Origin of the sequence: Mucilaginibacter sp., from assembly GCF_039925265.1 — a bacterium.
In the GTDB taxonomy this organism is placed as follows: domain Bacteria; phylum Bacteroidota; class Bacteroidia; order Sphingobacteriales; family Sphingobacteriaceae; genus Mucilaginibacter.
Genome location: NZ_JBDSZG010000029.1, coordinates 63,988 through 90,433 on the forward strand (window position 1 = coordinate 63,988; position 26,446 = coordinate 90,433).

General features: G+C 43.3%; 16 protein-coding genes, 1 pseudogene and 2 riboswitches. Of the genes and pseudogenes, 12 read left to right on the top strand and 5 right to left on the bottom strand.

From position 1 onward, the window contains the following. The first annotated feature begins 36 nt into the window (after positions 1-36). The 3 genes from ABIX36_RS13630 (at position 37) to ABIX36_RS13640 (ending at position 3,025) form a co-directional block, all read left to right on the top strand. Positions 37-1,197: a glycosyl hydrolase family 8 gene (locus ABIX36_RS13630; protein WP_348082716.1), complete on the top strand. Its 1,161-nt coding sequence runs from the start codon at positions 37-39 to the stop codon at positions 1,195-1,197. Positions 1,198-1,232: 35 nt separating this feature from the next. Beyond that, positions 1,233-2,090, top strand: coding sequence for an alpha/beta hydrolase-fold protein (locus ABIX36_RS13635; RefSeq protein WP_348082717.1), 858 nt, complete (start codon positions 1,233-1,235; stop codon positions 2,088-2,090). An 83-nt stretch (positions 2,091-2,173) separates the two neighbouring features. Continuing rightward, positions 2,174-3,025 (top strand): sialate O-acetylesterase, encoded by an 852-nt coding sequence (locus ABIX36_RS13640; protein WP_348082718.1) that lies wholly within the window; start codon positions 2,174-2,176, stop codon positions 3,023-3,025. Between the two features lie 6 nt (positions 3,026-3,031). Here the strand turns inward: ABIX36_RS13640 and ABIX36_RS13645 are convergent, their stop codons facing one another. After that, a complete protein-coding gene (locus ABIX36_RS13645) occupies positions 3,032-3,829 on the bottom strand; it encodes a response regulator (RefSeq protein ID WP_348082719.1) in 798 nt (265 codons plus the stop codon). Between the two features lie 834 nt (positions 3,830-4,663). Here ABIX36_RS13645 and ABIX36_RS13650 point away from each other — a divergent pair. The 4 genes from ABIX36_RS13650 (at position 4,664) to ABIX36_RS13665 (ending at position 13,305) form a co-directional block, all read left to right on the top strand. Then, on the top strand, positions 4,664-7,819 hold the full coding sequence (locus ABIX36_RS13650; protein ID WP_348082720.1) for a TonB-dependent receptor: 3,156 nt from the start codon (positions 4,664-4,666) through the stop codon (positions 7,817-7,819). Positions 7,820-7,847: 28 nt separating this feature from the next. Continuing rightward, complete coding sequence (locus tag ABIX36_RS13655) at positions 7,848-9,407, top strand: RagB/SusD family nutrient uptake outer membrane protein (RefSeq protein ID WP_348082721.1); 1,560 nt, start codon at positions 7,848-7,850, stop codon at positions 9,405-9,407. Between the two features lie 74 nt (positions 9,408-9,481). Further along, positions 9,482-13,042 carry a VCBS repeat-containing protein gene (locus ABIX36_RS13660; RefSeq protein WP_348082722.1) on the top strand — a complete coding sequence of 1,187 codons (3,561 nt, stop codon included), beginning with the start codon at positions 9,482-9,484 and terminating at the stop codon, positions 13,040-13,042. A 77-nt stretch (positions 13,043-13,119) separates the two neighbouring features. Continuing rightward, positions 13,120-13,305, top strand: coding sequence for a hypothetical protein (locus tag ABIX36_RS13665; RefSeq protein ID WP_348082723.1), 186 nt, complete (start codon positions 13,120-13,122; stop codon positions 13,303-13,305). Between the two features lie 76 nt (positions 13,306-13,381). Here the strand turns inward: ABIX36_RS13665 and ABIX36_RS13670 are convergent, their stop codons facing one another. From ABIX36_RS13670 to ABIX36_RS13680, 3 genes are all read right to left on the bottom strand, one after another. Next, positions 13,382-14,821, bottom strand: a complete 1,440-nt coding sequence (locus tag ABIX36_RS13670; RefSeq protein ID WP_348082724.1) for a SusD/RagB family nutrient-binding outer membrane lipoprotein — start codon at positions 14,819-14,821, stop codon at positions 13,382-13,384. Between the two features lie 5 nt (positions 14,822-14,826). After that, positions 14,827-18,018 (bottom strand): SusC/RagA family TonB-linked outer membrane protein, encoded by a 3,192-nt coding sequence (locus ABIX36_RS13675; protein ID WP_348082725.1) that lies wholly within the window; start codon positions 18,016-18,018, stop codon positions 14,827-14,829. Positions 18,019-18,315: 297 nt separating this feature from the next. Next, complete coding sequence (locus tag ABIX36_RS13680; protein WP_348082726.1) at positions 18,316-18,888, bottom strand: TlpA disulfide reductase family protein; 573 nt, start codon at positions 18,886-18,888, stop codon at positions 18,316-18,318. A gap of 95 nt (positions 18,889-18,983) precedes the next feature. Further along, a riboswitch (SAM riboswitch) is annotated at positions 18,984-19,092 on the bottom strand. Positions 19,093-19,332: 240 nt separating this feature from the next. Next, positions 19,333-19,447: riboswitch (SAM riboswitch) on the top strand. A gap of 97 nt (positions 19,448-19,544) precedes the next feature. Between ABIX36_RS13680 and ABIX36_RS13685 the strand changes: the two genes are divergently transcribed. Then, complete coding sequence (locus ABIX36_RS13685; RefSeq protein ID WP_348082727.1) at positions 19,545-20,681, top strand: cysteine desulfurase family protein; 1,137 nt, start codon at positions 19,545-19,547, stop codon at positions 20,679-20,681. A gap of 451 nt (positions 20,682-21,132) precedes the next feature. On the opposite strand, the gene ABIX36_RS13690 is transcribed toward ABIX36_RS13685, so the two are convergent. Further along, complete coding sequence (locus tag ABIX36_RS13690) at positions 21,133-22,482, bottom strand: Gfo/Idh/MocA family oxidoreductase (RefSeq protein ID WP_348082728.1); 1,350 nt, start codon at positions 22,480-22,482, stop codon at positions 21,133-21,135. 324 nt (positions 22,483-22,806) lie between these two features. On the opposite strand from ABIX36_RS13690, the gene ABIX36_RS13695 reads away from it, so the two are divergent. The 4 genes and pseudogenes from ABIX36_RS13695 to ABIX36_RS13710 all read left to right on the top strand — a co-directional run bounded on the left by ABIX36_RS13695 (position 22,807) and on the right by ABIX36_RS13710 (position 26,382). Next, a complete protein-coding gene (locus tag ABIX36_RS13695; RefSeq protein ID WP_348082729.1) occupies positions 22,807-23,901 on the top strand; it encodes a LacI family DNA-binding transcriptional regulator in 1,095 nt (364 codons plus the stop codon). 76 nt (positions 23,902-23,977) lie between these two features. After that, positions 23,978-24,622 (top strand): carbohydrate-binding family 9-like protein, encoded by a 645-nt coding sequence (locus tag ABIX36_RS13700; RefSeq protein WP_348082730.1) that lies wholly within the window; start codon positions 23,978-23,980, stop codon positions 24,620-24,622. A gap of 272 nt (positions 24,623-24,894) precedes the next feature. Beyond that, positions 24,895-24,999 (top strand): annotated as a pseudogene (locus ABIX36_RS13705) (NAD-dependent epimerase/dehydratase family protein); the annotation flags it as partial. A gap of 222 nt (positions 25,000-25,221) precedes the next feature. Next, positions 25,222-26,382, top strand: coding sequence for an aminoglycoside phosphotransferase family protein (locus tag ABIX36_RS13710; protein WP_348082731.1), 1,161 nt, complete (start codon positions 25,222-25,224; stop codon positions 26,380-26,382). Positions 26,383-26,446: the final 64 nt, after the last annotated feature.

Genomic DNA, 26,446 nt, shown 5'->3' on the forward strand with positions numbered 1-26,446 from the left:
AAGCAGGCTAATAGAATTAAAAGCAGGAGTCCCGGTGTGTCTGTTAATCTTTTCCGCGAAGCTGGGTATAGCCAGGTCGATATCGATAAAAAAGTTGCGAAGGCTTATTATGACGTATTTGAAGGTCCCCAACGTGTTTTTTTTAAAGTAGGGGACACAATGGGTTATGTATCCGATATTAAAAACCATGATGCCAGGACAGAGGGGCTCTCTTATGGAATGATGATAGCCGTGCAGCTAAATAAAAAAGAAGTGTTTGACCGGATATGGCGGTGGTCTAAAAAGTACCTGCAACATCAGGACGGCCCAAGGGAAGCTTACTTTGCCTGGAGCATAAACACGGCGACGATGAAACGTAATTCTCCGGGTTCTGCTTCAGATGGGGAGTTATATTACATCACCAGCCTTTTGTTTGCATCAAACCGTTGGGGGAATAACACCGGAATCAATTATTATCAGGAAGCGCGCCGGATATTGGATGCTATGTGGAAAAAGGATGGCACAGGTAACATTTACAACTTAATTAATACTGAGCATAAGCAAATAACCTTTGTCCCAGAGGGAAATAACTACAAATGGACCGATCCATCCTATCATCTCCCCGCGTTTTATGAAGCCTGGGCCTTGTACGCCAGGGACGGGCACGAGCAGTTTTACAGGGACTGCGCAGATACCTCGAGGGTCTTTTTTCATAGGGCCTGCGACTCTGTAACCGTTTTGAATTCAGATTATACCGAATTTAGTGGTAAGCCACATGCAACCCCCTGGATGCCGCCCGGTTTTAGGTACGACTCCTGGCGGGTGCCGATGAATATCACCATGGATTACGTGTGGTTTGGGAAAGATAAAAAGTGGCAGGAGCAATATTCCAAACGCTTTCAAGGCTTTCTTAGATCAAAGGGCATCAATACCTTTGAGGACCAGTTTAACCTCGATGGTTCGCGCCCGGAATTTATATTAAAGGCCGGGAGCGTCGAGAAGTTAAGGCACTCTCTTGGCCTGGTAGCTACTGCCGCTTCTGCCTCCATAATGAATAACGATAAAGCGAGCCTCGATTTTGTGCATGCATTATGGAACTCCAAACTCGAGCCTTATGATGATGGGTATTTTGACCCATATTATGATGGCTTGCTGTATGTTTTCAGCCTGATGCACCTCAGCGGAAAATATCAACTTATAAAACCGCAAATTAACTAACCATTCACTTCAAAAAAGAATTACAATAAACGAATATGAAAAAGTTAATACTAATTAAACGGGCGCTGTGCTTTGTGGCAGCCTTGTTGTTCGCGTCTTCCACTTTTGCTCAACAGGAGATTGTAAAACAGTCGCAGCCAGGTTTTGATGTTGTGCGCGCCGATATCCCTCATGGGAAAATTGACACCATCAACTACAATTCAAAAACCGTTGGGAATAGCCGCAAGGCACTGGTCTACACGCCGCCGGGCTTCTCGAAAGAAAATAAATATCCTGTGTTATATCTTTTGCATGGCATTGGCGGCGATGAAAAAGAGTGGCTCAACGGGGGCACGCCGCAAGTTATACTGGATAACCTTTACAGCCAGGGCAAGGTAGTTCCTATGATTGTTGTATTGCCTAACGGCAGGGCGATGAAAGATGACCGTGCCACCGGTAATGTTATGGCTCCCGACAAAGTAGCTGCCTTTGCAACTTTCGAAAAGGACTTGTTAAATGATTTGATACCCTTTGTTGAGCGTGAATTTCCGGTGTTGAAAGACAGGGAGCATCGTGCTATTGCGGGACTATCGATGGGCGGAGGGCAATCCCTTAATTTTGGTTTAGGTAACCTGGATAAATTTGCATGGGTAGGAGCTTTCTCGGCTGCCCCAAACACTAAAAAGCCCGAAGAATTGGTGCCCGACCCGGAAGCCACCAAAAAACAGCTGAAATTACTTTGGATCTCATGCGGTGAAAGCGATGGCTTACTTTCGTTCAGCAAACGCACCCACGAATACCTGGCCGAAAAAGGTGTGCCGCATGTTTACTATATCGAGCCTGGTGTACATGATTTTAAGGTTTGGAAAAATGGCTTATATATGTTTTCACAGCAGCTTTTTAAGCCAATATAGTTTGATTTTGCAGTGTTTGTAAAGACCTGTTAACGTGGTTGTTAATTAATTCTCAATTGGTTTTAAAAGGTTAAGAGCTATATATGAAAATCAGTTTTCGTTTTATTCTCAGTAGTATCTTCGTTCTCTCTACCCTTAACTGTTTCGCGCAGGATAAGGATTTTTATATTTTTTTATGCTTCGGCCAGTCCAATATGGAAGGAAATGCCAGGATTGAGCCGCAGGATACAACAGTGGACAAACGGTTCCATGTTTTTGAAACGGTTGATTGCCCTGTCCTGGGTAGAACCAAGGGTAACTGGTACACGGCAGTTCCGCCGCTGGCCCGCTGCAACACCGGCCTCACACCTGCAGATTATTTCGGCAGAACGATGATTGCTAATTTACCGGAGAAGATAAAAATTGGAATCATAAATGTTTCGGTAGCGGGCTGCCGAATAGAATTGTTTGAAAAAGATAGTTACCAGACTTATGTTCCCACGGTACCCTCGTGGATGGCAAATATGATTAAGGAATATGACGGAAACCCGTATGGACATTTAGTGGAGATGGCCAGCCTGGCTAAGAAATATGGTGTAATTAAAGGCGTTTTGCTACACCAGGGAGAATCGAACACAAATGATAGTTTGTGGACACAGAAAGTTAAGGGGGTATACACCAACCTTTTGCATGACCTGCATCTGAAAGCAAAAAAGGTGCCTTTGCTTGTTGGTGAATTGGTTAATGCAGATCAGGGTGGCAAATGTGCTAGTATGAACAGTATAATTGCCAGGCTGCCAAATTTGCTTCCCAATTCGTATGTTATTTCTTCGAGTGGTTGCCCCGCAAATGCTGATAAGCTGCATTTTACCGCCGAAGGTTACAGGATGATAGGGAAAAGGTATGGCGAAAAGATGCTTGCGTTATTAGGCTATCCGATTACCGGCATAAAATAAGAGGCTTTAATTTTGACTTCCGTTATTATTGGCCGGGTTTAAATGTGCAGTCCGGTACTCTGAAGGTAGTATCCCAAATTTAATTTTAAACGATTTTGAAAAATAATGAGCCGTAGCAAAACCGGCCTCTAAGGCAACTTGCGCTACGGCGATATTACTTTTGGTTAACAGGCCGGCTGCCTTTTCCAGCTTATACGATTTTATAAATTCAACAGGGGGCTTACCGGTAAGCTCGAAGATGCGGTTATAAAGCGCTACGCGGCTTCTTCCAAAATGCGCGCTTAACCCTGCTACGCTTAGTTTGTGGCTTTTAATGTTTGTTTCAATATAGCTCGCTGCGCTGATAAGAAATTCTTCTCCGCTTGTTTTTATGTTTATCTCACGCGGTATAACCACTATCCGTTTACTGTAAGTGTTTTTAAACATGTCGTTCAGGGCCAGTAAGTTCCTTATCTTAAGATTCAGAATATCGAAGTTACAGGGCTTGATAAGATAATCATTGGCACCCGAGTTTAGCCCTTTAATTTGATCTTCCTCGCGATTGAGCGCGGTTAATAAGATCACCGGTAAATGATGAGTTCTTTTATCAGATTTTATCATTTTAGTCAACCTTATTCCGTCTATCAAGGGTAATTTGACGTCAGTAATTATCAAATTTGGCTGGCACGACAGCACCTTATCCCAACCTTCCTGGCCATTAGCTGCATAAAATACCTGGTAGGTTTGGCACAGGCCATCTACTATATAAGCGCGCAAGTCATCATCGTCTTCAATTACCAATAAACGGAACTGTTGTTTTTTCATTTCCTATATCAGGATTAACCGATCATCAATCGGCACTATATAAATCACTACTCTAAATTTAATAAAATGCCTTTTTGGTTTATATGCAATGGCCGGGATGCGGGTGTTCCTTTGCATCTACAGCAATATAATCAAAAAATGAGCTTTTTTAAAGGAGCCGTTTTCGCAGGGATGTCCTATGCCTGAAAAGTATTAGGAAGTAATGTCCTAAATAGGCGTTAGTTTGTTGCGTTACAGTTTAAATTAAAACGCAACATTTTGTAAATGAATGATATAGATTAAACCGGATCTGTATTGCTCATTGGTTATATGAAGAGGGAACCATACTATTTTACCATAGTACTGAACAAATGTTGTCTAAATGTGGCAAAAAATTGCACCTCCTCTTTTCGCGGCAACGTAATTTTACTGTTACTATCGGTCGGCTTCTCAGAAAGTTCGACGAAGTGTAAAACCAATTTGCTTAATCAATAACAAAAGCTGAATAGTCAATTTAACAAGTAGTGTTTTGCGGCAATAAACTTGCAATCGATTGCTTTTTTAAAAATGAAAGGTAATTAACAGGTGAGGAGCGGCATAAACTAATTGATTGGAGTATAGAAAATCAACGGATGTAACTTAAAAGCTGAGTTGCGATCTCGCGGTACTTTAAAACGATTTGCAATTAAGAAAACCAATATAATTTAAATAACCATTAACAAAATCGACATGAGAAAAACCAGTTACTATTAAAGATCTACTGAAGATGATCCGGGATATCATTCTTCAGAATTGGGAAATGCATTACCAACAATCCCAAAAATGACTTATCCAATTTTAAATTTTAACCAAATTATGAAAAGAAAACTTTTACTTAATCACTGCATACGGGCAACGTTATTAATAACGTTGTTTGGTATTTTTACATTAACGAGCGCTTTTGCTTCATTATCTAATTCCAAAAATTCACCAGCTGGCGCGGCGGTGAAATTCTACAATGCGTTTACCATTACCGGACGCATTACAGATGAATCAGGAAATGGTATTCCAGGAGCAATAGTAAGGCTTAAGGGTACCACAACCGGAATAGCAACAGACCCAAACGGTAACTACAAAATCGTTGTGCCAAACGAAAGCGGCACGTTGGTTTTTAGTTTTCTTGGGTATATTTCAACTGATGTTGAGATTAACGGCCGGGCGGTAATTAATGTTCAGCTAAGGCCTGATACCAAATCACTTAACGAAGTTGTAGTAGTTGGTTACGGAACGCAGAAACGTGCAGCTGTAACCGGTGCCATATCATCCGTAAGCGGAAAAACTCTTACGCAACTTCCGGTAGGTGGTCTCGACCAGGCTTTACAAGGAAGGGTTGCCGGTCTTTCGGTTACCAATAACGGCTCACCGGGTAGTGCGCCAATTGTGGCTATCCGCGGTAACAGCTCTATTAGTTTCGGCTCAGACCCACTTTATATTGTTGACGGATTTCCTGGTGGCATTGGAGGTATCGACCCTAAAGACATCCAGTCAATCGACGTATTGAAGGATGCGAGCGCGGCGGCAATTTATGGATCGAGGGCTACCAACGGTGTAATTATCGTTACAACTAAAAAAGGCACCAGCGGAAAGGTGCAAATAGATTTTGATTCGTATGTAGGCGTACAAAGCGTAATCAAAAGATTCGATTTGTTAAACACAGGCCAGTACCTTCAGTATGAGCGTGCATTGAATGCCGGATCGGGAGTGCCACCAAGGTTGGAGTCGGCAAATTTCAATCAACCAATTTATGCAGGTGCTTCTCAAACTTTTGCCCAAACTAATACCGACTGGCAAGACGAGTATTTCAGAAACAACCAATTGTTGCAACAACATTCTGTTGCCATTAGCGGGGGAAATGAGAACTCTCATTTTTACACCTCTGCTGGCTATTTCGCGCAAAAAGGTATTGCGCAAGGGTTAGATTTTAACCGGAAAAACTTCCGGATGAACTCGGACCATAAAATCCGCTCGTTTTTAACATTTGGAGAAACATTTAACGCTTCGGTTTCTCATCAGCGTTTTGATATACCTGCGGGAAACCGTACTGCTTTAACCAACGTAATACGGATGCTGCCATATATCCCGGTTTATAATCCAAATAACCCAGGAGGCTTCCAGGGGCCGTTAAATAGTTTTGATGGATCCGATCCTACCAACCCGGTTGAGGCGGCGCTGATCAACCAAAATTATAACAACGGCTTCAACATCCGCGGTAATGCTTTCATGACATTGAAATTCACCGATTGGTTGAAATTTACTTCTACATACGGTTTGGATTACGGCTCAAATCTTAACGAACAGTACACCCCGATATACAACGATGGCGGAACATTGAGTTCGCCAACTGCCACAATTAATAAAAGTCGTGGATCTGGCACAACCACGTTGTATTCGCAACAACTTGCCTTCGATAAAACGTTCGACAAACACCACGTATCAGGCGTAGCCGTATATGAAAGCCAGGGTACAAATAACTCAAACCAGTCTTCCAGTGGCAACCAGTCAACCAATGCGGTTAAATCATTGAATGGTGCCACTAACCTGTTTACCAACTATACAACCGATAAAACCTTGCTCGTTTCGATGGTTGGCAGGCTTGCTTACGATTTTGACGGCAAGTACTTCATTTCCGGATCTGTGCGTCGCGATGGTTTATCTGTTTGGGCCCCAGGCCACAAGTATCAAAATTTCCCCGCTGTTTCTGCCGGATGGAAAGTAGACAGAGAAAGCTTCCTTAAAGATGTTACCGCTATAACAGAATTAAAGTTACGCGGTGGTTATGGCGTTACCGGCGTAAACGGTACCGCATTAGGCCCTTATCCGTACTTACAGGCTATATCCAGCAACCAGGCAACTTATCCTTTTGGCAACTCGCTTTCAGATCTTGGGAATGCCTCCTTTTATAATGGCTTAACCAATCTTCAGCTGGCTTGGGAAACTACCAAACAAACAAACATTGGGGTAGACCTTGGGCTTTTTGAGAACAAGGTAACCGTATCTGCTGAGTTATATAAAAGGAAGATGGACAAGTTAATAATAAACGTACCAACACCGCTAAGCTTTGGTTTTGGAGGTGCGGGAACGGTTGCTAACGTGGCATCATTAGAAAACAAAGGTTTAGAGCTAACTATCGGTTATCATCAAAATAAAGGAGATTTTAAATGGGATGTTACCGGTTTATTTAGTGTAGTTAGGAATAAGGTACTTCAGCTTAACAGCCCAACTGCATCTATTACTGCTGGTGGCGATGCAGATTTTGGTGGCGGTGGCCCTATTACCAATACTATTGCAGGTCAGTCTATTCAATCATTCTATGGCTATGTTGTAGAAGGCATCTTTCAAAATGCGGGCGAAGTAAGTGCCCATGCAACGCAACCCGGCGCTCAACCCGGCGACATAAAATTTAAAGACATCAATGGTGACCACATCATTAATGATGGCGACCGTACTTTCATCGGCAGCTATCTTCCTAAGTTCACCTACTCTTTAAATTATGCGGCAAGTTATAAAAACTTCGATCTAAGCATCTTTTTCCAGGGCGTACAAGGCAATAAGATCTTTAATGCCGAAAGGATTATTTTGGAAGGTATGCCACGTTTGTTCAATGCAGGTGTAAATGTTTTGAACGCCTGGACGCCGACAAATACCAGTACAGATATCCCAAGAGCTGCCAAAGGCGATCCTAATGGAAACGTTAGGCCATCTACGCGTTGGATTGAAGACGGTTCTTACTTGCGCTTAAAAAATGCGATCATAGGTTATAACGTGCCTTCATCATGGCTTAAATCAAAAACCAGCAATGGCTTAAGCAAATTGAGGCTATACGTTTCTTCGCAAAACCTGCTTACGTTCACCAAGTATTCTGGCCTCGACCCTGAAGTGGGATCTAAAAACGGAACACTAACTAACGGAATAGATTACGGACAGTACCCGTCGCCAAGATCATTCCAATTCGGTATTCAGGCAACTTTTTAATCAGTATTCACTAATAATTTTATAAATTATGAAAAATAAAAAATTTTATATCTGGTCTGCATCCTCTATACTTCTGGTAATGGCCACCACTTACTCCTGCAAGAAAAGCGACCTTGATACGAGTAATGTTAATGCGGTAACAACCGATCAATACTATAAAAACGCAACCGAACTTACTAAAGGCGTAAACGCCGTCTATAAATCCGCGCAGGGCCTTAACCTTGTGGCCAGGGAGTGGTTCTTTATACATGATCTCCGAAGCGATGAGGTGTCACCGGGTGGAAGCCAGTTAGAGGTGCCAAGGGCGCAAATGTTAGCCGGTACTTTCGATCCAACAAACAGCGTGTTAAACTCTGTATGGAATGGCTGGTTCCAGGTTATTTTCCGGGCGAATATTGTTTTAGACAACGCCCCGAGCGTAACAGACGATGTGGCAATCAAAGATAGAAGAGTAGGCGAAGCGAAATTCCTGCGTGCATGGGCCTATTTCGATCTGGTAAGCCAATGGGGCGCAGTACCCATCTATACAACTACCGTTAAAAGCCCAACCGGCTTTCAGCCCAGAGCCAGTGTGGCGGATGTGTACGCATTAATCATCAAAGACTTGCAGGATGCTGCAGCCGTATTACCAGGCAAATCGGGTACTGATAAAGGCAGGGCCACCAATGCAGCAGCCAATGCCTTATTGGGCAGGGTGCTGATGCAAAATGGCGATTATGGCGCTGCAAAAGCTGCTTTGCTAAAAATACAGACATCAGGGGCTGATGGTTACTCGTTAACCAGTCGTTTTCTTGATAATTTTGAAGAAGAAACTGAGTTTAACGCGGAATCGATTTTCGAAATGGTTTATGTTGATAAAGGCGACAACGGCTTTAACTGGGGTGGGGATAGCCCAACCGAAGCACAATCAACTGTGCGGAACCAGGAGTATAACCCAATTGCCTGGAGGAACCTGATCCCATCGAACAGGTTGCTGAATGAATTTGAAAATACAGCTACCGGTGCCGCTAAAACCGACCCGAGGTATTCTTTTTCGTTTTATCAAACCGGGGATTCATATAACAACGGCGCATCTGTGTTAACCGCCAGCGATCAAAATAACGAATCGTCTGTGGTAAACGGGGTAACAAAAAAGGTAGGCTTCCGCAAATTCATGATCATTTATAAAGAAGGCCTGCCGGCCGCATCATTCCACCCAGGTGGCAATAATCAGCGCATTTTACGCTATGCCGAAGTATTGATAAACCTCGCTGAGTGCGAGAATGAACTGGGTAATACCGCAGCTGCCGTAGCCTACTTAAACCAAATAAGGGCACGGCCAAGTGTTGCGATGCCACTTTACCCAACCGCTCAGTTTCCTGTTGGATCTAAGGCCGATGTAACTAAAGCTATTATGCATGAAAAAATGGTTGAAATGGCCGACGAACAAGTAAGAAACGTAGACATATTACGATGGAGGAAAAAAGGTTATTTCACTACAGACCCATTAACATATTTCAAAGCGAACAGAGACGAATTATTGCCAATTCCTACTGCAGAACTGGATAATAATCCGGAGATAAACGGGCATCAAAATCCTGGGTATTAATTGATTTTTGTAATATTACAACCGGAGGCCAAAGCGGTCTCCGGTTTTTTTTATATCCTGAAATGAGCTCATTTATGAAGAAAATTTACCTATACCTGCTATTGTCTTCGCTGTTTTTAGGGTGTAGAAAGGCTACTATGTTTAAGCAGGTGCCATCTGCACAATCCGGCATTCATTTTAATAATCTGATAACTGAAAATGACTCCATTAACCCAATAGACAATGCCTACATATATAATGGAGGAGGCCTAGGCGTAGGCGATTTTAATAATGACGGGTTAGCAGACATCTATTTTACCGGGAACATGGTTTCCAACAAGCTCTATCTTAACAAGGGTGATTTTAAGTTTGAAGATGTAACAATACCGGCCGGCGTAACCGGCTCCGGGCGTTGGGGGAGAGGTGTTGCGGTAGTGGACATTAATAACGATGGGTTGGCAGATATTTATGTCTGCAATTCACTATCTAATGAGCCATCTAAAAGGCAAAACCTGCTATACGTAAACCAGGGGCTGGATAAGGCAGGCGTGCCTGTTTTTAAAGAAGAAGCTAAAGCTTACGGGTTGGATATGCAGTATCATTCCACCATGGCCAGTTTTTTTGACTATGACAATGATGGCGACCTGGATATGTACTTAACTGTGAACAGGCCCGAACCGTCTGAATACCCCAACAGTTTCAGGCCGGTTAGCAGGGATGGCTCCGGCAGAAGCACGGGTAAACTTTATAAGAACGATTGGGACGGAAAATTAGGTCATGGGGTTTACAAAGATGTCTCTGATGCTGCAGGTGTAACTATAGAGGGTTACGGGCACGGCGCTTCCATAGCTGATATTAACCTCGATGGGTGGAAGGATATTTATGTAACCAATGATTTTCTCTCCAGCAATATCTTATACATCAACAATCATGATGGAACTTTCACCGACAGGTCGAAAGAGTATTTTAAACATACCTCGTTTAATGCCATGGGGCAGGATATTCAGGACATTAATAACGACGGTTTGGCCGACGTATTCGAACTCGATATGAATCCGCCTGATAACTACCGGAAAAAAATGATGCTCATGCCCAGTAGCTATCAAACTATCCAAAACTTTCAACACTACGGCTATCAATACCAATATGTACGCAATACGCTGCAACTAAACCAGGGGCCGAGAATAAATGAGCAGGATTCTATTGGGAGCCCGGTGTTTAGTGAGATCGGCTTTATGAGCGGGGTTGCGCAGACAGATTGGAGCTGGACACCCCTGATCGCTGACTTTGATAACGACAGCTATAAAGATATCATCGTAACCAATGGTTACCCAAGGGACGTAACGGATCACGATTTTATGACCTATCGTTCCCGGCCTTATCTCACCGCGACAAAGAAAGAGATCATCAAACAGATACCGGAAGTTAAAATTCATAATTACGCTTTTAAAAACAGCAAGGGATTAAAATTTACTGATGAAAGCAGCCACTGGGGCCTAACTGCGGTTTCGTTTTCAAATGGTGCCGTTTACTCCGATTTAAATAACGATGGCAAACTGGACCTGATAACCAATAATATTAATGATGAGGCTTTTGTATACCATAACTCGTCCGGCGAAGACAAAAAAAACGACGCTCATTTTTTTAATGTGAAATTTAAGGGAAGTAGCCAAAACCTGAATGGAATAGGCGCTTTTATACATATTTACTACGGCAAGGGATTAACGCAGGTTTATGAGAATAATCCCTACAGGGGCTATTTATCCAGTTTACAACCAGTGGCGCAATTTGGTTTGGGCAGCGTTTCATTGATCGATTCTGCCGTAGTTGTTTGGCCGAATGGCGCAAAACAGCTCATCACGAAACTAAAAGCAGACCAAACCGTAACGGTAAATATCGCAGATGCCCGCGATATGGTGCCAACGCAGAAAGCCAAAATAGTAAAGCCGATATTCACCAACATTACTTCGGCAAGCGCTATTAACTATTTACAAAAAGATTCGGATAGGATAGATTTTAACATTCAAAAATTATTGCCGCATAAGCTATCGGGCTATAGCCCGGCTTTGGCAGCGGGCGATCTAAACAGCGACGGAACGGATGATATTGTGATTGGCGGGAATTCTACTCAACCTGCGCAGTTATTGCTTCAGCAAGCAAACGGCAAATTCATACAAAGGCCATTGGTTGCTGCCGCTCAAAATAGTGCATTTTACCAGGATGGCGGAGTGCTTTTATTTGATGCAAACGGAGATAATGCGCTCGATATTTATATTGCCCGCGGTGGATATACCGCCGCACCCAATTCTGGTAATTACGAGGATAAACTATATATAAACAACGGTAAAGCTCTGTTTACTTTACAGCAAAATGCATTGCCCAAAAATTTTACGAGTAAACTTTGTGTAAGAGCATTTGATTATAATCAAGATGGGAAATTAGACCTTTTCGTGTCGGGCAGGGTAGAACCGTGGCGATATCCAAAGCCGGTAAGTAGTTTTATATTTAGGAATGATAGCCGTGGCGGAGTAACAAAATTTACTGATGTTACGGCTGAAGTTGCCCCAGCATTAAAAAATATTGGTCTGGTGTGCGATGCTATATTTACCGATTTTGACAATGACGGTAATACCGATCTTTTACTGGCAGGTGAGTGGATGCCGCTTACCTTTTTAAAATATCAAAACGGGCGGTATATCAACACTACGGCAACAAGTGGTGTGGCAGGTATTCCCGGTTGGTGGAATTCTATTGTGGCAGGTGATTTTAGGCATACAGGGCGTATAGATTATATTGTAGGCAACGCAGGACTTAACACATTTTACCATGCGAGCACAGAGCAGCCTGTTTATATTACAGCAAAAGATTTTGATAAACGCGACAGATTTGATGCCTTCACCTCGCTTTACCTCCCCGGAAAAGATGGCACTATGCAAGAGTACCCGGCAAATGTGCGCGATGATGCGTTTAAGCAAATGATAAGCCTGAGAATAAAATTCACAAACTATCACAGCTATGCCGAAGCTACCTTGAAAGATCTGTTTAGCGATGAACAGTTTGCTGGCGCATTGCGGCTTAAAGCAACCGAATTACGCTCGTGCTACTTTAGAAATGATGGTAATGGTAAGTTTACAGCAATACCTTTGCCAGAGCAGGCACAGATCTCTGCATTAAACGGTATGGCAGCAGATGACTTCGACAGCGATGGGAATATAGATCTGGTAGTTAATGGTAACGATTTTGGTACCGATGTATCAATTGGGCAATCAGATGCCTTAAATGGAATGTTTTTAAAGGGCAATGGTAAAGGTGGGTTTAGGCCGCTAAAAATAACACAAAGTGGCATGTACCTTCCGGGTGATGGTAAAGCGCTGATCAAACTTCAGGGTAAAAATAATAGCTATATGCTTGCAGCCAGCGAACATGCAGGCCCGCTGAAACTTTTTGCGCTGAATACGAAATTAAAACTCATAAAAGTTTCACCGCAGGACAAAAGCGCTGTTATAACTTACAAAGACGGGCGCATCACCCGCCAGGAGTTTTACTATGGCGACTCGTTTCTGTCCCAGTCAGCAAGGTTTATAGCTATCAATAATCACGTAAGTAAGATTGCAATAACAGATAACAAAAGAAACGTGAGGTGGATAAGGTTTTAAAAGCTACTTTTTATCTGTCCTCCCTTGCCACACAACAGTGCGGTTTCATCCTTGTTCTTTTAACACCGAATAAACTGTTGAGATTGAAAGAATGGGTGTTTGCCGGGATATTCTTCGAGATCATTTTCGCTTTTTTATCTAAAGTGGCGGTGTTTGGTTTTCCTGCCACCATAGATGCAATTGTCGCTTTTATTATGGTATCGGTAACCTATACCATGTTTCGAATGTTGTACCCGGCCAACTACGTCAATGCCATCAATTAACCAAGAGGTTAGGCGGATAAATAGGTATTTATTTGATAAAAGGAAAGGCCATGCGCACTGCACATGGCCTTTGGTATTAATTTACATCGAACCAGAGTTTGGTAGTTAGCACATCCGCCCCCTGATTGGCGACGGCTGCTTTATAACTCGCTCCGTTTAGCGATTGTTCCGTCCCCGGATAAATAAATCTCAGTGGTATTTTGCCACTGAGTGTACCGGCTACTGCCGGTTGTAACTGAGGGTAATCTAACCTGCGCCATTCGGCAAAGGCCTCCAATCCCTGCCCAAACAAGGCTATCCATTTCTGTTCACCTATTGATTTTTTAAAGTTTACCGCATCATATTGTACGGCAGGAAGCGCCGTATAGGTGGCTATAGCAGCATCGGTAACACCATATTGTTTTAAAGAAGCGGTAACGGCCTGGGTGTAAAGGTCGGCGGCGTTTTCGGCGGTAAAACCACGGGCGGCAGCTTCCGCGCGGTCAAATAATACTTCGGCATAGCTGATGATCACAGCCGGTGCGTTGGGTGTCAAAAAGTAGGTGCCGGGTTTAGATGTTTTGGTAAAACCCAGGTTACTGGCATCGCCAACCAGCAATCCGTTTGGAATACCAACATAAGTGTTTGGCGTAGCATCCTGCGTTTTGCTGGCAAATACAGGCAGGCGCGGGTCATTTAACGCAAATAATTTGTCAACAATAGTTTTACTGATGCGGTAGTCATCGCGGGTATCAAACAAGTTGCTTATCGGGTTTTGGTTTGGCGAGGCAAGGTAACCCAACTGTGCAGTCTCGCTATTCGCGCTAATATACCCGCTGCCTTCAGCTTGGATGTCGGCCAAAACCTGCTTTGCTTTTTCAGGCTCGCGATCGGCTATCCTCAGGGCTATTCTCAGGCGTAAGGAATTAGTGAATTTCTTCCACAATGAGATGTTGTTATTGTAGATGACGTCACCCGCAATCGCTTTTCCGGAGGTATTTAGTGCTGCCTGCGCGGTTTTAAGATCTTCCAGCAGGGCAAAATACACATCTTTTTGCTTGTCATAGGTTGGGGTTAAGTATTGGCTGATGTTAGTAGCCTGGGTATACGGAATATCTCCGTAGTTATCAGTTAATAAGGTAAATACCCACGCACGCAATACCAGGGCAACCCCCTTGTAATTAGGGTTAGCCTGCGCATCGGCGAGTTTAATGATCTGGTTAAGGTTTACGATGCTTTTGGCATAGCCCACGCTCCACAACTCCTGGAACGACGTATTGGTATAAATGTACCTGTCTGGATCGGTGTACTGGATCTTTGCCCAATGTTGCACAAACAGCAAACTGGCGTCCATATTATTGGCTGTGCCCCAATAGGTATCGGCAGTGGCTTTGGTGGCTGCGGTCAAAAGGTAATCAGGCTGTGCAATTTGAGATGCATTGGGGTTTGTATTGATCTTCTCCAGATCTTTTTTGCAGGAGCTTACCGTTAGTAATAAGACCCCGGATAGTAGTATTGTTGTATATTTAAGTTTCATGATCATTAGAATTTAAGGTTAACATTAAAGCCGATGTTGCGTACAGTTGGCAAGGTGAGGTCTTCCAGTCCCTGGCCGTTGCCTGTATTAAAGGCTGTCTCAGGATCGATATTTGGCACATTTTTATGGATGATCCACAGATTACGACCAACTAACGACACGGTGGCTGATTGCAGCCCGATACCTTTAACCCATTGCGATGGCAAAGTGTAGCCAATTTTTACTTCACGCAGTTTTACATAAGAGGCGCTGTACACAAATGCTTCGTCAACATTGGTGAATCCCTTGTAGTAAGATTGCGCCGGTAAAATGGTAGTGTTAGCTGTTCCATCGGTTTTTACGCCTTTAAAAATTACCCCGTCATCGTAAACAGTTTCACCAGCCGGAGCGCTTGCGCCAGCATTTATCTGTACAGCCGGGTTTGTGGTTTTATTTTGCGGGTAATAATAAGTTAAACCGCCATTAGCAGTTCCGCGTCCCGGAAGGGTAGAGGCTAAAACACCTGTATAAGTACCGGTTCGGTTTGTGTTTGAGTAGATAGACCCGCCGATGCGTGCATCCACCAGAAAACTCAGGTTGATACCTTTATAGCTGAAACTATTGTTAATGCTTCCAAGCCAGTCTGGTGTGTATTTACCTAAGTATTGTTTAGCTGGATTAATAACAGGTGTTCCGTTTGCTCCGATAACGATTTGCCCGGCTGCATCGCGTGTATAAGCGTTGCCAAATAATGTGCCGTATGGCTGGCCAACAGCGGCTAATACCTGCACGGTGCGGTTAGTGCCCAGAATATAGCTTTGTAACTGCCCATCATCATCAAGCGAGATCACTTTGCTCTTGTTGCGCGAGTAATTAACGGTAACATCCCAGGTGAAATCCTTTGATTTTATAGGCGTTAACCCCAATTGCACTTCCAGCCCTTTGTTATTGATACGGCCACCATTTATTAATTTTTGGCTGTAACCGGTGGTTTGGCTTACATCTACATTTAAGATCTGGTTAACGCTGTTGGTGTTGTAAACACTCACGTCTAACCTGATCCGGTCATTCAGAATGCCTGCCTCGAAGCCAGCTTCGCCAGACGTAGTGGTTTCCGGCTTAAGATTGGGGTTTAAACTGATGCTTCCTGCGCTTTGCTGTGGGTTGGTACCGAATGGCGCGGTGAAATTGTAGGTGTTGATCAGTTGGTATGGCGTAGTTGCTTTTCCCACTTTTGACCAGCCGCCACGAAGTTTCAAATAACTTAATACATCACTTTTCAGATCAAGCGCTTCAGAAAGCACCAAACTACCGTTTATCGACGGGTAGAAATAAGATAGATTGGCTGCCGGTAAGGTAGAAGACCAATCGTTACGGCCAGTTAGATTCAAAAATGCATAGTTTCTGAAACCAATCTGCGCCGAGGCGAAATAGCTATAGGTTTTTAATTTACCGTAGTAATTGGATGAGACCAGCGGGTCGCGCGAATTGCTCAACGTATATAGGCCGGCCACAGCAAGTTTCGGCGCTATCTGATCGTTTTGCTCGTTGAGGATAGTGCTGATGTTACCACCAACAAATCCATCGAACGAAAAGTCTTTGTTCAGCTTTTTAGTGTATTGTAAACGGCCCTCGGTATTGGTTTCATTAACAGTATAAGCGTCTTCTTCATACGAGCCCAAAGGCGTACCATTAGTGCCGTACGCTACTTTAATTTTACGCCTGTCGTTATAATAATCGGTACCGCTGCGGAAATTGGCAGATAAGCCATCAACTATCTTGTAGTTCAATTCCACACTACCGATGATGCGGTTTTTATGCTGGCCTACCGTGTTTTCATAAGCAATAAAATAAGGGTTGCTGTAATAGCTGTTATTCCAGTTAAAAGTATTGCCGTTAGCATCGCGATAGTTTTTTAGCTGGTTAACATCCACCTGGCGGCCAAACCAGGTAAATTGCAGCATGGTACTGGTAGCGCGCCTGCCGTAGGCACCCGGCAGGTTATCTGCATCGTCTTTTATATAATTGGCAATGGTGGTAATAGTAAGCTTCGGAGTAGGGCGGAATGTGGTGTTCAGGAGGAATGAATTACGGCCCTGCGATGAGTTTGGCACAACACCGGTTTGGTGCAGGTTGTTATAAGATAACCTGTAGTCGAATTTGTCGCTGCTACCTGCCAGTGCTACACCATTGTTAAGTGAAACGCCAGTATTGAAAAAGTCGCGCACGTTATTTGGATGCGCCACGAATGGTGCAGGCTGTCCGTTTGAAAAGAACTGCGGTATCAACCGGCCATCCAGCGCGGGCCCCCAGCTTTCGTCAACGCCATCATTAACACCGCCGCCTTTGCCATCAACATAGCTGAATTTGCCGTTAGAACCCTGCCCAAAATCGTTTTGATAATCCGGGAATACTTTAAGCGTGGCAAATGAAGTATTGGAGTTAATGGTAATGCCTAAGCCTTTTGCCCCCTTACCTGTTTTAGTTTTGATAAGGATCACACCACCTGCAGCGCGGTACCCATATAGGGCAGCCGCATTGGGGCCTTTCAACACACTGATAGATTCGATGTCTTCGGAATTAAGATCGGAGATCGCATTCGCAAAATCCCTTGAACCGTTGGTGCCCTGGAACTGGGAGTTATCTACAATAACACCATCAACTACAAACAAGGGCTGGTTATTACCCGATACCGATGTTTCGCCGCGGATAACAATACGGGAGGAACCCATATCGCCCTGGCTGCCGGTAACTTGTACACCGGCTATTTTGCCCGATAGCGCGTTGATCAGGTTGCTCTCTTTAGCTTCGGAGATATCTTTTGACTTGAGGCCCTGTACGGCATAGCCCAGCGACTTTTTATCCTTTGATATGTTGAGCGCCGTAACCACCACTTCGTTTAGTGAATTGGCGGCTTCCTGTAATACAATTTGCACAACCCCGCCATTATTGTTGCTTACCGGGATCTCCAATGTGGTAAAACCAAGGTATGATACCCGTAACACATCATTTGCGTTTGCGTTGATGGTGAATTTACCCTGGACATCTGTTTGGGTGCCGGTTGTTGAGCCTTTAACAGCGATGCTAACGCCGGGGAGTGGTTGCCCGTCGGACTTGGCGGTCACCACACCGCTTATTTTTACAGACTGGGCATTTGCCTGCTGCAGGGTTAAGAATAGCAATATAATTGCTAATAACGATTTGTAATTTTTAAACATGGTTTGGTACTATATGGGTCAAAAAAAATCAATACGAATACTCGTAGCACATGCCTGGTTTAAAAAAAAGGTGTTAAACGAGTGAGCTTATTGAATTGTAAAGAATGAATAACGATTTTCGCGGCTTAACAGAATAGCTTATGCCGGTAAATTTGCTGTAAGATTAACAGCAGCAACACATGGGCATGGAAGTAAGCATGTGGCTCTTGTAGCAGGATAATGAATTATTAATTCGCGGACTTCGGTTGGCTTGGGTAGGAGTTGTTTTCATATAATTTGAATTAATTTGATGTGTGGTTAGTTGAGTGCGGCAATAGGTTTACCTACAAGGTCGTCTATCGCTTTCACCATGTTTGCGAATTCCTGCTGATCGTATAGGCGGGTGAGGTAAGCTATCTTGCCATCCCGTCCGATCACCACATTACGGGTTACGCCGCTTTTTTTGTTAGCAAAGCGCCCAAAAATATCAGCACCGGGATCCAATGCAAGCGGATAACTGATATTTATAACCTTTTGAAAGGTGATGACCTTTTGTAAAGGTTCGTCGCGGTCAACACCTATCAGCACCACGCCTTTATCTTTGTATGCCTGCCATACTTCTTTTTCCAGGTGGGGCATTTCCTCACGACATACACTGCACCAACTGGCGGTGAATTGCAGAATCACGATCTTACCTGCTAATTGCTTTAGCGATGTTTTAGTACCGTCGGTAAGTTGCAGCTCAAAATCAGCGGGAGCCTGATCGCCTGTTTTTACGATGTAGCCACGATCAGGATCTGCTACCGCAGTAGCTGTTTGCGTAGATTGCGCACTGGCGAAAAGGCCGTTAAGCAATAAAAAGCTTGCTAAAAGTAAATGTTTGCTATTCATAGTTTTGTTATTCAGTGTTCCTGAATAATCAGCAATAAAAAGAGGGGAGGATGATGTAATGAAACACCTTTACAGGCATTGCAAATAATTTGCGAACATTATCTTTTCTGTATTGCTACAGATAGGAATTAGCACCTTTATACCTATGGCGTACAGGTTGCTAAGACATCATTGGGCCTTTCCCTCAGTCTTTCTTGATAATTATTAAGAACGATTACGCTGCAAATATAGAATTATATCTACTAATTCCATAGATGTTATATAATTTAATTGTCATATCGTCCATACCGGTTTTTTACGGAATATTAAATTGTCTTCCATTAGTCGGTGAACTTCTTTTTTGGTGGCTTAGACTCTTTAAGCATCAATTTTATTTAATTATATTAAATCTATAGGAATTATAGAATTAATTATATCTTTGCATCATTAGTTCGTTCTTTTAATAACTTATCCAGAAAGACAGAGGGAAAGGCCCGAAGACGTCTTAGCAACCTGTACCGGCTTTAAGCTTGTAAAAGGTGCTAATTCCTGCTCCATTTAATTGGGAGAAAGATAAGATGACAACAAATTAAAAGCTGTATCGCTTTATCACTGTGTCTTCTTTTTTTTGAGATAAGTTACTAAATCAACGTTGGTAACATTAAAAAAATAAAGCAATGAGAATTTATCTGGATAACGCGGCTACCACCCAATTGGATAGTGAAGTATTTAAAGCAATAACTCCTTACTTACTGGAGTTTTATGGTAATCCATCATCGCACCATGAGCATGGCCGCGAAGTAAGGAATGCGATTGAAAGGGCGCGTTCCTCTATTGCCGATCTGCTCAGGGCATCCCCAAACGAAATTGTATTTACCAGCGGTGGCACCGAGGCCGATAACATGGCTATCCTGTCGAGTGTGCGTTCTCATCATATAAAACATGTCATCACCACACCTTTTGAGCATCATGCTGTGCTGCACATGCTCGAAGTTTTAAAAAATAACAGCAAAATAAAACTAAGTTTTATTAATACCGATAGCCGCGGCAACCTGGATATTAACCATCTGGATGATCTGTTGAGAGACATTCCCCGTTCCCTGGTATCAGTAATGCACGCCAATAACGAAATAGGCAATCTTAACAATATTGAGCTTATTGGTGAGGTCTGTAAAAGCAGGGGGGCACTTTTTCATTCAGACACTGTGCAGACCATGGGCCACTACCGTCACGATCTGTCGAATCTAAAAATAGATTTTATCGCGGCATCTGCCCATAAATTTCATGGGCCAAAAGGTGTGGGTTTTTTATACTGCCGCGACGGGGTGCAATTATCGCAGCTGCTACATGGTGGGGCGCAGGAACGTAAGCTGCGTGCCGGCACCGAAAATATCCATGGCATCATTGGCCTGGCAAAAGCCCTGGAAATTGCTTACAGCGATATAGACGGGCACCGGGTATACATTCAAAAATTAAAAGACAGGATGATAGCCAAACTGCAGGAACAAATAGGGGATGTGCAGTTCAACGGAAACTCAGCGATTGCAGATAAAAGCCTTTACACCGTACTCAATGCAAGCCTGCCTGTTAGCTACGCAACCGGCGATCTGCTTGCTTATCTGGATCAACATAACATTTCGGTATCTGGTGGCAGCGCCTGCTCAACCGGTTCAGTCTCTCATGTTTTAAAAGCCATTGGTGCCGATACCTCGCGCAATAACATCCGCTTCTCGTTCAGTAAATTTAATACCGCTGAGGAAATTGATTATACGGCAGACAAGTTATCAGCTTTGTACAAGGCTGTAGCGGCATAACAATGACCATCTTGAACGCTGGCATTGTCTGGCCGATATTTTGGGTAAATGCACGGGTATAACAAGGAGCCGTACTCCTTAACAGGGTTATAGAATTGTGCGCGGCAATTATTAAAAAGTTGAAACCAAGTAGCATTATCACAACTTTTGGCTATATTTGGTTTACCAATTAATGCCTAAAGAGAAAGAAAAGTCACACTTTATTCTTTAAGCTATGGATAAATATAATCTCCCCAAAAAATTATCCGGCAAGCCATGTGTTTGCGGAACGGATAGCTGGTTAAGGGCACCACGACCTTCCCTTTTCAAAGCCTTGTTGTGGTGGCTCCCCCTTAAAATTTATAAATGTTATATGTGCGACCGCAAAAAGTGGGTCATAAGCCGATAGAAAAAGCCCTCTGAACACAATTGCTCAGAGGGCTTTTCGATGAAACTGATTTTTGGCGGCTAATTAAAAGCCACTGTCATCTAATGCAAACTTGTTTTTACGTTCCTTCCATTTACCCTTGGTGAAATCAGGAAACTCAACTGAGGCATTGCCTTCTTTTAAAGATTTTGTAGATAACGGTGTGATCACACTCATGGTAACCGAATCATAAACGTCTATAGGCGTTTGTTTCTTCTGCTTTACCGCTTCAACAAAAGCATTAAACACAAACCAGTCCATACCGCCGTGGCCCGCGCCTTCGGCTTCTTTCGCGTATTTCTTCCAAAGCGGGTGGTCGTACTTGTCAAACCACAACTGCGCGGGGTCCCAAACATCATCTTGTTTTGATTGATGCTCAATATAAACACTTTTGTTTACGTCCATCCAAATACCTTTAGTGCCCTGTACCCTAAAACCTAATGAATATGGGCGTGGCAAGTGTGTATCGTGGCTTAACAAAATGGTTTCGCCATTGGCACAATTGATCATGGTTGTAGTAACGTCGCCGTTTTTATAATTGATCTTCGCGTTTTTATGGCCGGGTGACTGTTCTTCTACGTAAGCCGCCAGGCCGCGTGCCTTCGAACTGAACGAAACCAGGCTGGTAAAACGGTTACCGGCGTTAATGTTAGCGTAATGCATGCATGGGCCTGCACCGTGGGTAGGGTAGATGTCGCCATCCTGGTCTATATTATATTGCGTGCGCCATTGTGCCTCGCTTAGGGCATTGTGGCCAAATTCAACGCCACCGCCGTAATATTGCTTGCCGTTGTTGAATAATACGCCTCTTAAATTATGCTGATAGCCGCCTTCGAGGTGAATGATCTCGCCAAATAGCTCCTGCCTTACCATATTCAGGGCCGCCATCACATCGCGTCGGTAACATACGTTCTCCAGCGTCATATAAGGCATCCCGGTTTTCTCAGATGTGTGTACAATATCCCAATGCTCGTCAACGGTTAAGCCTGCTATTACTTCGCAACCCACGTATTTGCCTGCTTTCATGGCATCAATAGATTGTTGGTAGTGGAAGGCCCATGGGGTAGCAATAATAACCGCATCGATGCCTTTATGGTCTAAAAGGCGTTTGTAGGCATCCAGTCCGCCGGTATATTCCTTTACAGGCGCGTGCCCTTTTTTCGCAATATATTCACGGCAGATCTTCAGCGAGCTTTCCTGAGTATCACAGATCGCGACAACCTCTACATCATCGCGCAGCAAACCTTCGGCAATGTGGCTCATTCCGCGTGCACCGACACCAATGTAGCCAAGCCTTACTTTGGCAGGAGCCGAAGCGAATAAACTGCCAGAGGGTAAAATAGTGAGCCCCGCAGCGGCGATCGCGCTATTTTTGATAAACTCTCTTCTTTCCATAATGAATTGTATGTATGCTAATTATTTTGAATTTGGATCGGTATCTCGTTTCTTGGCGATGCCGCGCCGCCCTGATTGATAATCGTGGGGGCGTACAGGATCATTTTTCAAATGTATAGATTTTATTGTGTGTTCGCACACATTCGATATTTTTTTGTAAATTTTCGTCGTTTTCTAATATTTGCATTAAAAAAGAGGTGAGGCATTTATGGCAACTCCACCAAATTTATTTGCACCATTTGCGCGGGCGGTAAAAGTGTTTTACATACACAGCTATATATCGAATTACTATATATTTGCAAGGGTACCAATTAGCTACTAAAAATGCCAGGCCAGAAAAACACAGTTGTAAGAATTAAAGATATTGCCTTAAAAGCCAAAGTATCAACAGGTACGGTCGATCGGGTTATTCATAACCGCGGCAGGGTAGCCGAAGATGTTAAGGAACGTGTGTTAAAAATACTGAAAGAGCTTAACTATGAGCCAAATATCATGGCCAGGATGCTGGGCTCTAAAAAACAGTACGTATTTGCTGCTCTACTGCCCGATCATACTTACGATGCGTTTTGGATGGCACCAAAACTGGGAATAGAGAAAGCCGAGCAGGACTTAAAGCAATATGGCGTACAGGTTGAACAGTATGTTTTTAACCCGCACGATCCGCAGGATTATGTGAAGATGGCTACAAAACTTACCAAAAGGCAGCCGGATGGTATCTTGTTATCTCCAATTTATTATAACGAAACGTTGCCGTTTTTCGAGAAATGGAACGAAGCTAAAATACCTTTCGTGCTGTTTAACACACAGATAGCCGAGTATGATCCGTTAAGTTATATCGGTCAGGATTCGTACCAAAGCGGCTTGTTGGCTGCTAAATTGGTGCACTACGGGCAGCCGAACCCGTGTTCTATCTTAATTGCGCATATTGATGAGGAAATCCATAATGCGCAACACTTGGTAAAAAAGGAGCAGGGCTTTCGCAATTACTTTATCCAGCACGACCTGACGCATCACTACAATATCATCAGCGTTGAGCTTAACCGGTCGAGCCAATCGGGCTTTATCAAAAAGCTGGACGAGATATTGGAAAGTACTTTAGACCTTAAACAGATCTTCGTGACAACGTCCCAAGCGTTCGATATTGCCAAATACCTCAAACAGAGGCATGTGAAGAATATTAAGCTGATAGGCTATGATTTAATAACGCCCAACCTTTACTACCTCGAAACGGGTGAGATCAGCTTCCTGATCAATCAAAACCCCAAAGGGCAGGGCTATTGGGGCATATACCAATTGGCCGAACACCTGGTGTTTAAAAAGGAAGTGCCTATTTTAAAATACCTCCCGCTGGACGTGGTGACCAGCGAAAATTTAAATTACTTCCGCGACGAAAAGGACGATACCTTCGTAGAAATTTAATTTTTATAAAATAAATTGTAGAGCCACTGTTTTCTATATATTTGTGTGCGTACACGCAAATGTCGATCACGATTATATGAAGCAGTTTAAAAGCCCTACGCTACCCGCGCATATTGCCGATAATGGCATGAAAAGCATTGCTTTTTTTTTAGACGGGGAGGAGCAACAGGATCTTGATTCTGCTCCCTGGCATCAGGCCGGCCATTTACCACAGGCTTCTTTCTCACTCGCGCATAATCAACAAGGCATCTATTTAAAATACAAGGTGAGCGAACAGCACGTACTTACACGTTACAAAAACATTAACGATCCGGTTTATAAAGATAGTTGTGTTGAGTTTTTTATTGCTTTTGGCGATGATAAGAACTACTACAATTTTGAGTTTAATAGTTTAGGAACCGCCCTTTGCGGCTATGGGGGAAGTAAGACTGATAGATTTGATCTGCCCGTTGATATTGCGGCAACCATAAATACTTTAAGTACTACCATACCACAGGATGCCGAAACCGGCTTATATAATTGGGAGCTTACCTTGTTTTTTCCATTCTCCGTTTTTGTGCACCACAACAAACTCGATCTTAAGGAGCAGGCTTGTCGTGTTAATTTTTATAAATGCGGTGATGATTTACCCGAGCCTCATTTCCTGAGCTGGGTGCCCATTGAACATCCATATCCTGAATTTCACCTGCCGGAACAGTTTGGGTCTGTGGTGTTTGTTTAAGCAATTCTCCCCATTAATTTAGTGTAATTGCAGGCGTTTGCGACCCGATTAATTCATAAAATAACAAAATATTAATAGATGTGTTCGAACACGCCTATAAAAATTAGATATTTGTAAACAGAAGCTTTTGATTGGATAACTATATATAATGCCACATAGTCAATGTGTGCAATTGTGATGCGTGCGCGAACACTTTAATGTTACATGGGATAAGTCGCTGACGCAAGTATAAAATATTCATCAAAATATAACCAGATCAATACACATAAAGTATGAGCGTTTTAAAACAAGGGAAAATATTAGTTACCGGCGGCACGGGCTACATCGGTTCTCATACGGTTGTAGAACTGCAGAACAACGGCTACGAGGTTATTATATGGATAACCTATCCACTGCCGGCGGGCGCGACCGATAATTACCGGTTCTTCGATGCCAAAAGCGCTAAGCATACACAGGTATTCGCGGGGCGCGTCTTCAAAATAAAACTTGCGCCTTACGATGTAAAGGTAATGGATACCAAACCATTTTAAATAGTTGGTACTTAATAGTATATAACACAAAGGTTTAGATAAATTGCAGTATAAATGCATACTAAAGGAATGAAATATAATTTTTCGGATATTATTGCGCAGTTCAGTATTCAGGCAGATTCTTTCGGGATAAAGCCGTTCGGTTCGGGCCATATCAATGATACCTACCGGGTTACAACCCCGACAGATGGGCGGGAGTTTCTGTTGCAAAAAATAAACAACTATGTATTTAAGGATGTGGACGGGCTGATGAATAATATGCTGTACGTTACCAATCATCTCAAGCAAAAAGTGTCCAAGGCCGGCGGCGATCCGGATAAGGAGGTTTTAACTCTTATCCCATGCAATAACGGCCTTTACTATTGCCAGGATGAACAAGGTGGTTATTGGCGGATGACAACCTTTTTGCATAACACCAAAAGCTACGACCTCGTCACTACCGAAAAGCAAGCTTACCAGGGTGGTGTGGCATTTGGCCGGTTTCAGTATTTGCTCTGCGATATGGGTGCCGATATACTGATAGATACCATCCCCGATTTTTTAAACATCGAATTCAGGCTGGAAGAATTTAACGAAGCCATTAAAAATGATGCTGCAGGCAAGCTAAATACTGTACAAACTGAGCTTGACTTTTTGCTAAGCCGTGCCGATAGCATGAAAGATATATTGCAATGGGGGCGTGCGGGTATACTGCCATTGCGCATTACACATAACGATACCAAATTCAACAATATTTTACTTGACGAGCAGGACAATATCCAATGCGTGATAGACCTGGACACAGTGATGCCCGGTTATTCGGCTTATGATTTTGGCGATGCTATCCGCAGCATCATCAGTACCGCCGCCGAGGATGAGGCAAGCCTGGGCGCTATACAATTAAATATCCCTTTGTTTGAAGAGTTTACCCGCGGCTACCTCAGCCAAACCATATCTTTTTTAAGCGAGCAGGAATTGAAATCGCTTATAAAAGGCGTGCTGTTATTGCCTTATATGCAGGCGGTACGCTTTTTAACAGATTACCTTAATGGTGATACGTACTACAAAATTCAGTTTGTCGGCCACAACCTGCAGCGTACGCTTGCCCAAATGCAATTGCTGAAAATGCTGGAACTAAATAAAGACAAACTCACCGCTATTATTGAGCGGGAATGGTTTGGATCATACAACACTCGCACCGCAGCCATGCAGCCAATTCGCCCATCGGGAGTGCAAACTCAGCGCCTTTAATTATCACACCAAAAAATTATATAATGCCACGTTTAAATCTTTTAGAAGAAACAAGGTTTGAAAA